Below are 12,147 nucleotides of genomic sequence, written 5' to 3' on the forward strand. Positions count from 1 at the left end.
ATAGATCCCATAACCATTGGCTATGCTGTGGCATAACCGACTGACACTAACGGGTCTGGGTCTGAGCCAGCACCTTGCGACTCTCGGCCACTGTGCCTTGCAAGTGGTCCCGCAGGAAGGGATAGGCCAGCTCGCGAAACCAGCGATGGGCCGGGTCCTGATGGTGGCGCTGATGCCACAGCAGATGATAGTGCTGGGTGCGAGTCGAAAAGGGGAGATCCACAAAGGCGAGCTCGTTATTGCAGGAGAGTTGCCAGGCGATATGAGCGGGTGTGGTCATCAGGCAGTCGGTGCGCAGCAATACCTCCACCGCCGCCTGAAAGAAGGGCACCCGGGCAAACCAGCGCCGGGAGAGGCACTGTGGCGCCAGCACCTGCTCCACCGGGCTGTCCTTGTCACCGCCGCCGCTCACCTGCAGGTGTGGCCAGGCGAGGTAATCATCGAGTGTCAGGCAACGGTCCGCCAGCGGATGCCGGCGGCCCATCAACACCACCAACCGATCCTCCCCCTGATGCAGACCGCGGATCTGATCCGGCACCTGCTCTGTGATGGTGGAGACCAGGTCAAGCTGTGATTGCCACAACTGTGGCAGTTGGCATTTGTCCCACAGGCTGTACTCGAGCGCTGCCAACGGAGCCTCTTTGGCGAGCGCTGCGCAGATATCGGGCAGGATATGCTGGGCCACGTAATCGGACGAGGCGAGCCGGAACACTCGTTCACAGCGGCCGGGCTCGAATCCGGGCGGCTCATAGAGCCGCTCTAACGCACTGAGAGAGTCCGCCAGCTCGGCGGCCAGGCTTTCGGCCCGCGGCGTCAGCAGCCAACGTTGTCCCTCCCGCACCAGCAGCTCGTCACCAAACTCGCTGCGCAGCAAGGCAAGTTGCTTGCTGATAGAAGGCTGGCTCAGGTGCAGCAGCTCCGCCGCCCGACTGATGTTGCGAGTCTCCAGCAGCACCTTGAGGGTAGGCAACAGGTTGAAATTGGCTTTGAGCAAAGTGTCGCCTCGTCGAGGGAGAAAGCCCTATCTTAGGGCAGGCAAGTCCTTCCCTTTAAGCGAAATTTCCCTTGTTTTGCGGCCCATTGCCACATCCTCCCTGCCAGATAACCATGACCACAAGATGACAGTAGTTGTCTCGTGCGGCATAATTGCGCGATTTTCCGCCCGCGGGCGATCCACATTGAGAAGCGGTAACAAGATGAAATACGCCAATATCACCGGTTGGGGCAAATGCTTGCCTCCCTCAGTGCTGACCAACGATGACCTCAGCACCATCATGGATACGTCGGATGAGTGGATCTATCCGCGTACCGGCATCAAGGCCCGCCGGATCTCCCACGTCAGCACCTCGGATCTCGCTACCCTGGCTGGTCGCCGCGCTCTCGCCTGCGCCGGTCTCGAGGCCAGCGATCTCGATGGCATCATCCTGGCCACCGCCACTCCGGACAACCTGCTGCCGAGCGCTGCTTCCGCGGTACAGAAGAAGCTTGGTGCCACCAATGCCGCCGTGTTTGACCTCAACGCCGCCTGTACCGGTTTCGTCTACGCCCTCTCCGTCGCCACCTCGCTGGTGCAGACCGGCATGATGAAGAAGGTGCTGGTGATCGGTGCCGAGCGTCTGACCTATCTGCTGGACTGGGCTCGCCGCGATACCGCCGTGCTGTTTGGCGATGGCGCCGGTGCCGTGATCATCGAAGCGAGCGAGCAGGAAAGCGGCCTCATCGCCAACAAGCTCGGCTGCGACAGCGAAGCGCGGGAGATCCTGCATGTACCGAATTTCGGCACAGATCGCGTGCGTTTTGCCGACATTGACGGCCTGTTCACCTTCAATTTCGAAGGCCCCGAGATTTTCAAGCGCGCCGTCCGTGGCATGGGTGAGGCAACCGGCACTGTACTGGAACAGGCCGGCATTGCTCCCGAGCAGATCGATCTCATCGTGCCGCACCAGGCCAATATCCGCATCATCGAAACCCTGGCCAAGCGCATGAACGCGCCCATGGAAAAGGTGATGGTGAACATCGAAAACTACGGCAACACCTCCGCCGCCACCGTGCCCATCGCACTGTGCGAAGCGCTGGAACAAGGCCGCGTCAAGCCGAACTCCTATCTGCTGACCGCAGCCTTTGGCGCCGGCCTCACCTGGGGTGCAGCCATCATCAAGTGGGGCGATCGCGTCACCCCCATCAGTCAGTGCGATGAAGAGCTGCCTGCGTGCGAGCAGAGCGCGCTGGAGCTGATCGCCCATGCCGTCGAAGGCTGCCAGCAGGCTCATGCCAGCAAAGCCTGACATGGTTCAAGGAGCCTGCCATGGCAGGCTCCTTATTTGTCTTTCTCTCCTTCACTACCCCAGATTTCGCTATCTCGCTGATATCGGCGGAAATAACGCTCAGCATCCACTCCCCTTATCAATGCCCTACCTCTTTTTCGGCAAGCAATACTGACTTGCAACCAACTATTTTTTTTACGCTACCCTTACTGAGCCAATAGTAAATATAACCAGGCCCTGGGTTGCCAATCTGGATGGCACAACCCGACGGCCAAGCTGATGACTAGCACAGGGATAAGTTGCGTATGGCACAACACAAAAGTGGCGTGATCAACCCGCTATGGGATCCGGTTTGCTGGCTGAACTGCATCGGGCTGGGATTGCTCGGCTGCCTGCTGCTTCTGTCCGGATCTTCTTCTCCTCTTTACCTGTTGTTGAACGGCGCCTTGGCCATTGGCGCCGCACTCTGGACTTCCCATCGCGTCAATCAGGCCGGCCACACTCACGCCTCAACCGACGAGCAGGACGCTACTCCTGCCTCCTTCGCCAATGCGATCATCGGGCTGGAAGAGGTCTGCCAAAAGGCGGTCCCCATCTGGTCACAACAGATAGAGAGCTCCCGGCAGCAAACTGAAGAGGCGATGATCGATCTGACCCAGCGCTTCAGCGGGCTCGCCAACAAGCTGGAAGAAGCGGTCAGCGCCTCCCATCAGGCTGCAGGCGATCTGGGTGGCACCGAATCAAAAGGGATGGCCGCCGTGTTGAGCGAGAGTCAGCTCCAGCTCAATGAGGTACTCAGCCTGATGCATTCGGCCCAGGAAAACCGTGATGCCATGTTGGCAGAAATAAAGAGCCTGACCGCCTATACTCTGGAGCTCAACACCATGGCGCTGGATGTCGCCAAGATTGCCTCCCAGACCAACCTGCTGGCCCTTAATGCTGCGATTGAAGCGGCGCGGGCAGGTGAAGCAGGACGAGGATTTGCCGTAGTCGCCGATGAGGTACGCAACCTCTCCCGCCTCTCCAGTGAAACCGCCCAAAAGATGAGTGACAAGGTCGATACCATCAACGCAGGGATTGGTCGCGTCTCAGAAATTGCCGAAAACTCCGCCGCCCGGGATCACGTCTCGGTCGCCAACTCGGAGCAGGCTATCGAACAGGTGCTGACCCGGTTTCGTCAGGCGACCGACAGCCTCGCCGAATCGGCTTCCCTGCTGCAAAGCGAAAGCACCGATATTCATCACGAAATTTCCAATGTCATCATTTCACTGCAGTTTCAGGACAGGGTCAGTCAGATCCTCAACCAGGTACGCAACAACATGGAGCATCTTTCAAGCCATCTGAACGACCCGGAACAACAGGTACGCACTTCCGGCCCGATCATGATCGACGCCGATAGCTGGCTGGCCGACATGGAACTCACCTATGCCACGGATGAGCAGAGGGACATTCATCATGGTCGTTCGACCAAGCCCACCGCCAGCAGTGCAGACATCACTTTTTTCTAGGAGAGAGACATGGGTAAAACGATCCTGATCGTGGACGACTCGGCCACCATTCGCCAGGTGGTTGGCATGACGCTGAAAACCGCAGGCTACGACGTACTGGAAGCGCAAGATGGCAAGGATGCCCTCAACAAACTCGACGGCAAGAAGATCAATCTCATCATCAGCGACGTCAACATGCCCAATATGGATGGCATAAGTTTCGTCAAAGAGGCCAAGAAACTCTCCAGCTACAAGTTCACCCCCGTCATCATGCTGACCACCGAATCGCAGGACAGCAAGAAGCAGGAGGGACAGGCCGCCGGCGCCAAGGCCTGGGTCGTCAAGCCTTTCCAGCCGGAACAGATGCTTGCCGCCGTCGCCAAGCTCATCATGCCGTAACCTGGAGTCAGCCATGGAATTGCAGCGCGAACTGCAAGGTGACAAGACTGTGCTCACCCTGCCCGACGACGTCACTATCTACACAGTAGCCGAACTGAAAGAGGCGCTCTCTTCCCTGTTACACCAGGGACAAGAGCTGGAGCTCAATCTGGCCAATGTGACTGAAATCGACAGTGCCGGGCTGCAGCTATTGCTGGCAGCCAAAAAGACAGCCTTGGCCAATGGCTATCCGCTGCACCTGGTCTGGCACAGCCATGCGGTGCTCGAATTGCTGGAACTGTGCCAATTGTCGGGATTTTTTGGGGATCCCACCCTGCTTCCCCATGCTGAACACCCCTGAATCGCCATGCCAAGGAGTCACCCGTGAGCATCAATCTTGACCTGGCCCTGCAGACCTATATTGCCGAGGCTCGCGAATTGCTTGAAGAAATGGAGTCCTCTCTGCTCTTGCTGGAGGAAAATCCTGACGACAACGAGCTCATCGGGGCCATATTCCGGGCGGCTCACACAATCAAGGGCTCCGCGGGCCTGTTTGGTCTGCTTCCGATCGTGGGGTTTACCCATATTGTCGAGGATCTGCTGGATCAGATCCGCAACCAGCAATTATCGGTGACCTCGGCGCTTATCAAGGATCTTCTGGAGAGCTGCGACCACATTCAATTGCTGATAGAAGTGGTGGCTGAGCAGGGAGATAGCCTGACCGCCGACGCCCTCGCTCGGGATGACAAGCTGCGCCTGGCCCTTATTCGGCACCAGAATGCCCAAGAAGCCCAGTTGCCCGACACGATAATGCCTTCGCCTCCTCCCATCGAAAAAGAGGAAGTGCCGCTGTCCAGCGGTTCCCTTTGGCACATATCCCTGCGTTTTGGGCCTGATGTGCTGCGCAACGGCATGGATCCCGCTGCATTTCTGCGCTATCTCGGCACATTGGGTACCATACGCTCGCTGGAAACCATCCATCAGGCCATACCGGATTGGGAGGAGTTCGATCCGGAAAGCTGCTACCTCGGCTTCGAGGTCGATTTCGATTCCCAGGCAGACAAGGCTGCGATCAGCGATGTCTTTGAATTCGTCAGGGATGATTGCCAGATCGCCATCTTGCCGCCTCACAGCAAGATCAGCGAATACATAGACCTTATCAATGCCCTGCCGGAAGATAGCGAAATGCTGGGGCAACTCCTGGTCAAGACCGGCGCGCTAACCGCAGAAGAACTGCGCCACGGACTCCAGCTACAACATTCGGCCACAGAGCACCCTACCTCAAAACTGGGAGAGATCCTCATCTCTCAGGGTTCCGTCGATGAAGTCGTGGTCGATGCAGCCCTGAAAAAGCAGCACCAGACCAAGGAGAATAAAAGCAAGGAAGGACGCTATGTCAGAGTCCATGCCGACAAGCTGGATGACCTGATCAATCTGGTAGGTGAACTGGTGGTAGCCAGCTCGGGCGCCAACATGCTGGCCCAGCGCAGTAGAGAGAGCCAGCTACAGGAAGCGACGTCCGTCATCGCCAACCTGGTGGAAGAGATAAGGGACAATGCCTTGCGCCTTCGAATGGTGCCCATCGGCGATACCTTCAACCGCTTTCAGCGGGTGGTGCGTGATGTCAGCCAAGAGCTCAACAAGGATATCGCCCTGGTGATCTCGGGTGCCGATACCGAACTGGACAAGTCGGTGGTGGAGAAAATTGGCGATCCACTGATGCATCTGGTCAGAAACTCGATGGATCATGGCATCGAATCTGCAGAGCAAAGGCAGCTTGCCGGCAAACCGGCAAACCGGCAAAAGGAACCCTGACTCTCAACGCCTACCATGACTCCAGTAGCATAGTGATTGAAATCAAGGATGACGGAGCCGGCCTCAACAAGACCAGGATCCTGCAAAAAGCGCAGGAACGAGGCTTGATTGGCGCTGGCACCACGCTCACCGATCAGGAGATCTACAACCTCATCTTTGAACCTGGATTTTCCACAGCAGAAACTATTACCAACCTCTCCGGGCGCGGCGTCGGCATGGATGTGGTCAAAAGCAACATCACAGCCCTGCGCGGAACCGTGGATTTGGACAGCCTTCCGGGCCAGGGCACCCGGGTACAGATAAGACTGCCCCTCACGCTCGCCATCATCGACGGCTTTCTGGTCAAGGTGTGTGATACCTATTACGTCATCCCTCTGGATATGGTGATCGAGTGCGTAGAACTGACCGCCAGTGCCTTGGCCGATACCCAGGGGCGAAATTTCATCAACTTGCGAGGAGAAGTCCTCCCCTTTATCCGTCTGCAACACTATTTCGACACCCGGGGCAGCAAGGGGCGCCGTGAGAATATCGTGGTTGTCAGCCACGGCGGCAAAAAATCGGGACTGGTCGTCGACGAGCTGCTGGGTGAATTCCAGACCGTTATCAAACCCCTTGGCAAATTATTCCAGCGTCTGCAAGGGCTCAGCGGTTCCACCATTCTGGGAGGGGGCGAAGTCGCCCTCATCCTTGATATTCCCTCGTTGATCCAGCACGCCATCCATCAGGAGTCTGGCCTTATCAACAGGCAGACCCTGACACGGCTGCAACATCAACCGCGCATCAATTGAGGAAAACACTGTGAAGCACACTTTCAACATCCTCACTATTCCTCCCGTTCAGTACACGGCTTGTATGCAGGTTGATAGCGTCATCGCCCATGTCCTTCGGCACATATTGGCACAGGAGGCCTGGCCACAAGCCAGCCAACCACGCCAGGGGGTGCAGTCAGATGCCACCTGCAGCACACCGCCGAAGCATTCCTCATCTTTTTTCAACCGGAGGCTGATATGACCCCATCGACCGAAGTGGCCGTGGTTGCCCCCCCCGCCACATCCCACAGTGACACCCAGTACCTGACTTTTCTCATCAACGGAGAGATGTTTGCCATCAATATCCTGGGAGTCAAAGAGATCATCGAATACGGGAACATCACCCCCATCCCCATGATGCCAGGCTTCATTCGCGGTGTGATCAATCTACGCGGCGCCGTGGTTTCTGTCGTTGATCTCAATGCCCGCTTTGGCAACACGCCCTCCAACATCACCCGGCGTACCTGTATCGTCATCATTGAAGGCCTACACCATCATGACGATACACAAGGTAGCCAGGATATCGGTGTGGTCGTGGATTCCGTCTCCGAAGTCCTCAGCATTTCACCCAGTGAAATCGAACCGCCCCCCAGCTTTGGTGCCCGGCTCAGGGCTGATTTCATCAGCGGCATGGGCAAGGTCAACGGCAAATTCGTCATCCTCATTGATACGGAAAAAGTCCTGTCACTTGAGGAGATGGCACAGCTCAGTGAACTGGCGCAGCAACCGGAAAAATTACCGGAATACATACAGGCATCCTGATTACTCACGCTCAATACGCATTGGCATGTCGCACAAGGATAAGGCTCATGACTCAATCACTGTTTGAAAAGCTCTTCGGCAATGGTTCCAGCTACAACCAGCAGCAAGAGCAGCTAACCAGGCTTGCTGAGGAAACTCGGCGCATCCATCACGCCATCACCCTCGAGCAGACAGCTGGCCAGATAGATCTGTCTACCCTGACCGGCCCGCTACGGGACCTCTGCCACGAGTTCAATGAAACCCTCAACCTGCTGCAAACCCGCTTGCGGAATGCATTGGACACTATCGAGAGCAACCAGACCCAGTACCGGGAGAATCTGCGGGTGCGCAAGGCGCTGGACGGCGCATCGACCAACGTGATGATTGCCGACACCGACCTCAACATCATCTATATGAACGAGGCGGTCACCACCATGCTCGGCCAGGCGGAGCAAGATATTCGCAAGGAACTACCCAATCTGGACGTTAAAAACTTGATGGGCAAGAACATCGACAACTTCCACAAGAATCCGAGCCATCAGCGGGCCATGCTGCAAAAGCTCGATACAACCTATCGCACCCAGATAACCATTGGCGGCAGAACCTTTTCGCTGATTGCCAACCCCGTATTTGGTGACAATGGTGAGCGGCTAGGGTCAGTCGTGGAATGGGCTGATCGCACCAAAGAGATCGCCATCGAAAATGAGGTCAAGGCCGCCAATGAAGCCGCCAAAATCGCGGCTAATGAAAGCCTCAGGGTCAAGAGAGCACTCGATTGTGCCAGCACCAACGTCATGATCGCCGATACCAACCTCGACATCATCTACATGAACGACTCCGTCACCGAGATGCTCAAGCTGGCCGAGCCGGACATCAAGAAAGATCTCAACAACTTCAATACTGCGAATCTGATGGGGGCCAATATTGACAGCTTCCATAAGAATCCGGGGCATCAGCGAACCATGCTGGCCAAGCTCAACAGTACCTACCGCACCCAAATACAGCTTGGTGGACGTACCTTTGCGCTGATCGCCAACCCGGTATTCAGTGACAGTGGCGAACGCCTGGGGTCGGTGGTCGAGTGGGCAGATCGCACCAAAGAGGTTGCCATCGAGCACGAAATGTCGGAAATAGTACAATCCGTGATCAATGGCGAGTTGCACCGCCGCATGGATCTCGCCGGCAAATCCGGCTTCTTCCATAATCTGGGCGAAGGCATCAACCAGATTGCCAACGTGATCGATACCAGCCTCAATGACGTGATCCGGATCGTGCAGTGTCTGGCCAAGGGAGACCTGACCCAGAAGATAGAGACAGACTACCCGGGAGTCTTTGGTACCACCAAGGATGCCCTCAACAAGACCATCGATTCCCTGACCAATATAGTAACCGAGGTCCGCGGCGCTTCCGACAATCTGTCGAGTGCCGCCGAGCAGGTGAGTGCCACCGCCCAGTCCATCAGCCAGTCCAGCAGTGAACAGGCCTCAAGTATGGAGGAGACCAGCGCGTCCATCGAACAGATGAGCGCCAGCATCAACCAGAATACCGATAACGCCCAGGTGACAGACGGCATGGCCAGCAAGGCAGCCAAGGAAGCTGTCGAAGGCGGTGAGGCCGTCCAACTGACCGTCGATGCCATGAAACAGATCGCCAAACGGATTGGCATCATCGACGACATCGCCTACCAGACCAATCTGCTGGCCCTCAATGCGGCCATCGAAGCGGCGCGAGCGGGGGATCATGGCAAGGGGTTTGCTGTCGTCGCAGCCGAGGTGCGCAAACTGGCGGAGCGCAGCCAGGTAGCGGCGCAGGAGATAGGCGAGTTGGCCTCCAGCAGCGTGGAAATGGCGGAAAAGGCCGGCCGGCTACTCGATCAGATGGTTCCCTCCATCAACAAGACATCCGATCTGGTGCAGGAGATCAGTGCTGCCTCTGCCGAGCAATCAACCGGTGTCAGCCAGATCAACCAGGCAATGAGCCAGCTCAGCCAGGTTACCCAGCAAAATGCCTCCTGCAGCGAAGAGCTGGCCGCCACGGCAGAAGAGATGAGCAGCCAGGCAGAGCAACTGCAGCTTGTCATGGAATTCTTCACTCTCGAACAGAGCCACAGGAGCAATGGTCACAACATCGCACAACCCCAGAATAGTACCAAGGGGCGCTTTGTTCTGGAGGGAAATGGCCGTGAGCAGCCCGGTCTTCCGCCACGACCATTCAACGAGGGAGACTTTGTCCGTTTCTAGTGTGCCGGGGCCTGGGCAACCAGGCCGCTTTGCCGAGCCGGGAGCATAGCCTTGTACCAGACTCAACTTCATGACGACGAATTTGGCCAGTTCCAGCGCTGGTTACATCAGGCCGCAGGTATCGACCTGTCACCGGCCAAGAAAGCTCTGGTCGCCAGCCGGCTTTCCAAACGCCTGCACCATTACGAGCTGGACAGTTATGGTGACTATTTTCGCCTGATCATGAGCGACCATCATCAGGAGTTGCAACTGGCGCTGGATCTGCTAACAACCAATGAAACCTACTTCTTCAGGGAGTCCAAACACTTCGACTTTCTCTGCAATACAGTACTGCCGCTCGTGCCAAAGGAGCGGACATTGCGGATATGGAGTGCAGCCAGTTCATCCGGGGAGGAACCTTACAGTCTGGCGATGACCCTGGCGGAAAAGCACGGCGGCTTCAACTGGGAAATCATGGCCTCGGACATCTCGTCACGCATGCTGGAACAGGCCAGGCTGGGACGCTACCCCATAGAGCGGGCGCACAATATCCCCATGTCATACCTGATGAAATACTGCCTGAAGGGCATAGGGCAACAGGAAGGCAGTTTCATCATCGACCGCAAGCTGCAGGAGCGAGTGAGGTTTTTGCACATCAACCTCATCCAGGAGCTGCCCGACATCGGCATGTTCGATGTCATATTCATCCGCAACGTAATGATTTACTTCAACAAGGAGACCAAGGCCGAGGTCGTGCAGCGGCTGGTACCCAGACTCAGGACCGGGGGTTACCTGCTTGTCAGCCATGCCGAAAGCCTCAACGGATTGCCTCATAGTCTGCATCTGGTTTCCCCTTCCATCTACCAAAAGCGGTGATGATGATGCAACGCGAGATCATGCTGCACCCCGGAGAGTTTTTCTTCGGCCAGGAGGACGCCGTGATCAAAACCCATCTGGGGTCCTGTGTCGCCATCACCATGTGGCACCCACAACATAAATCGGGAGGGATGTGTCACTACATGCTGCCGACCCGGGGAGTCAAAACCACTACCCTGGATGGCCGTTATGGCGACGAAGCGATCACCTTGTTTCTCGAGGCTATCCGGCAATATCCGTCTCCGATCCAGGAGTATGAAGTAAAGCTTTTTGGTGGCGGACACATGTTTGACATAACGACCCCTGCCGGAGACTACCCCAATGTGGCCGACCAAAATATCCAGGCAGCATGGCAGTTGACCCGGCATCTGGGCCTCACCATAAAAGCGCATCATCTGGGCCTCTCTGGCCACCGAAGCCTCATCTTCGAGCTCAACCACGGCCATGTTTGGGTGCGTCATCATCGTCTGCCACATCATCGAGGGACGGGGGAATGAAACAGATAAAAGTCATGCTGGTGGATGATTCCGCCGTGGTTAGACAGGTGTTGCAAGGGGTGCTGGAACAGGAACCCGACATCAAGGTTATTGCGACCGCCTCCGATCCGTTGTTTGCACTGGAGAAACTGAAGAAGGAGTGGCCGGATGTCATCGTGCTGGATGTGGAGATGCCACGGATGGATGGCATCACTTTTCTCACCAAAATAATGGCCGAGCACCCCACCCCGGTGGTCATCTGCTCATCTTTGACCGAGAAGGGAGCCGAAACCACCCTGCAAGCCATGGCAGCCGGCGCGGCAGACATCATCACCAAACCGACCATGGGCATCAAAAGCTTTCTGCAGGAGTCAGCCCACGATCTGGCCATGGCAGTACGAGCGGCCTCCCAAGCCAACCTCAAGCGACTCGGCAAGCCGGCCCCCTTGCAAGTTGCCACCAAAATCCATGCCGACGCCATACTGGCGCCGACGCGAGATGCCATGGCCCAAACCACAGAGCGACTCATCGCCATCGGTACCTCCACCGGCGGTACCCAGGCGCTGGAGGCTATGCTGACGGCCCTCCCCCGGGTCAGCCCGGGGATCGTCATCGTGCAGCATATGCCGGAGAAATTTACGGCATCATTTGCCGCTCGCCTTAACGGGTTATGCCAAATCGAGGTACGGGAGGCGAAAAACAATGACAGGGTCATCCCGGGACTCGCGCTGATCGCCCCCGGCGGCAAGCACATGCTGCTCAAGCGAAGCGGTGCCTACTACCATGTGGAGGTGGTCGACGGTCCCCTGATCAATCGACATCGCCCTTCGGTGGATGTGCTGTTTCGCTCCGTGGCCAAATACGCAGGCAAAAACGCGACCGGCATCATCATGACCGGCATGGGAGATGATGGCGCCAGAGGGCTCAGGGAGATGCTGGATGCAGGCGCCAATACCTATGCCCAGGATGAGGCCTCCTGCGTGGTGTTTGGTATGCCAAAGGAGGCGATCAAGCTCGGTGCCGCACGCCACATACTCCCGCTCGACGAGATGCATCACGCCATTCTCGGCAGATAGCCACTC

10 protein-coding genes and 1 pseudogene are annotated in these 12,147 nt (G+C 57.0%); 10 read left to right on the forward strand and 1 reads right to left on the reverse strand.

Annotation, left to right across the window (positions count from 1 at the left end; genetic code table 11):
* Positions 1–46: 46 nt before the first annotated feature.
* Positions 47–994: a LysR family transcriptional regulator gene (locus MRK42_RS16710; RefSeq protein WP_338611119.1), complete on the reverse strand. Its 948-nt coding sequence runs from the start codon at positions 992–994 to the stop codon at positions 47–49.
* Between the two features lie 202 nt (positions 995–1,196).
* Between MRK42_RS16710 and MRK42_RS16715 the strand changes: the two genes are divergently transcribed.
* From MRK42_RS16715 to MRK42_RS16760, 10 genes and pseudogenes are all read left to right on the forward strand, one after another.
* On the forward strand, positions 1,197–2,285 hold the full coding sequence (locus MRK42_RS16715) for a ketoacyl-ACP synthase III (protein ID WP_042028088.1): 1,089 nt from the start codon (positions 1,197–1,199) through the stop codon (positions 2,283–2,285).
* 284 nt (positions 2,286–2,569) lie between these two features.
* On the forward strand, positions 2,570–3,772 hold the full coding sequence (locus tag MRK42_RS16720; RefSeq protein WP_338611120.1) for a methyl-accepting chemotaxis protein: 1,203 nt from the start codon (positions 2,570–2,572) through the stop codon (positions 3,770–3,772).
* A gap of 9 nt (positions 3,773–3,781) precedes the next feature.
* On the forward strand, positions 3,782–4,150 hold the full coding sequence (locus tag MRK42_RS16725) for a response regulator (RefSeq protein ID WP_026455745.1): 369 nt from the start codon (positions 3,782–3,784) through the stop codon (positions 4,148–4,150).
* A gap of 13 nt (positions 4,151–4,163) precedes the next feature.
* Positions 4,164–4,490: an STAS domain-containing protein gene (locus MRK42_RS16730; protein ID WP_201940694.1), complete on the forward strand. Its 327-nt coding sequence runs from the start codon at positions 4,164–4,166 to the stop codon at positions 4,488–4,490.
* Between the two features lie 23 nt (positions 4,491–4,513).
* Positions 4,514–6,732 (forward strand): annotated as a pseudogene (locus MRK42_RS16735) (chemotaxis protein CheA).
* 219 nt (positions 6,733–6,951) lie between these two features.
* On the forward strand, positions 6,952–7,515 hold the full coding sequence (locus MRK42_RS16740) for a chemotaxis protein CheW (RefSeq protein WP_338611121.1): 564 nt from the start codon (positions 6,952–6,954) through the stop codon (positions 7,513–7,515).
* Positions 7,516–7,562: 47 nt separating this feature from the next.
* Positions 7,563–9,734, forward strand: a complete 2,172-nt coding sequence (locus MRK42_RS16745) for a methyl-accepting chemotaxis protein (protein ID WP_338611122.1) — start codon at positions 7,563–7,565, stop codon at positions 9,732–9,734.
* Between the two features lie 51 nt (positions 9,735–9,785).
* A complete protein-coding gene (locus MRK42_RS16750) occupies positions 9,786–10,589 on the forward strand; it encodes a protein-glutamate O-methyltransferase CheR (protein WP_223378866.1) in 804 nt (267 codons plus the stop codon).
* 5 nt (positions 10,590–10,594) lie between these two features.
* Positions 10,595–11,086 carry a chemoreceptor glutamine deamidase CheD gene (gene cheD / locus MRK42_RS16755; protein WP_338612502.1) on the forward strand — a complete coding sequence of 164 codons (492 nt, stop codon included), beginning with the start codon at positions 10,595–10,597 and terminating at the stop codon, positions 11,084–11,086.
* Positions 11,083–12,141: a chemotaxis response regulator protein-glutamate methylesterase gene (locus tag MRK42_RS16760; RefSeq protein ID WP_223378870.1), complete on the forward strand. Its 1,059-nt coding sequence runs from the start codon at positions 11,083–11,085 to the stop codon at positions 12,139–12,141. The genes cheD and MRK42_RS16760 overlap by 4 nt, the downstream gene beginning before the upstream one ends.
* Positions 12,142–12,147 lie beyond the last annotated feature (6 nt).

The organism is Aeromonas sp. 19NY04SH05-1, from assembly GCF_040581895.1.
Lineage (GTDB): Bacteria > Pseudomonadota > Gammaproteobacteria > Enterobacterales > Aeromonadaceae > Aeromonas > Aeromonas enteropelogenes.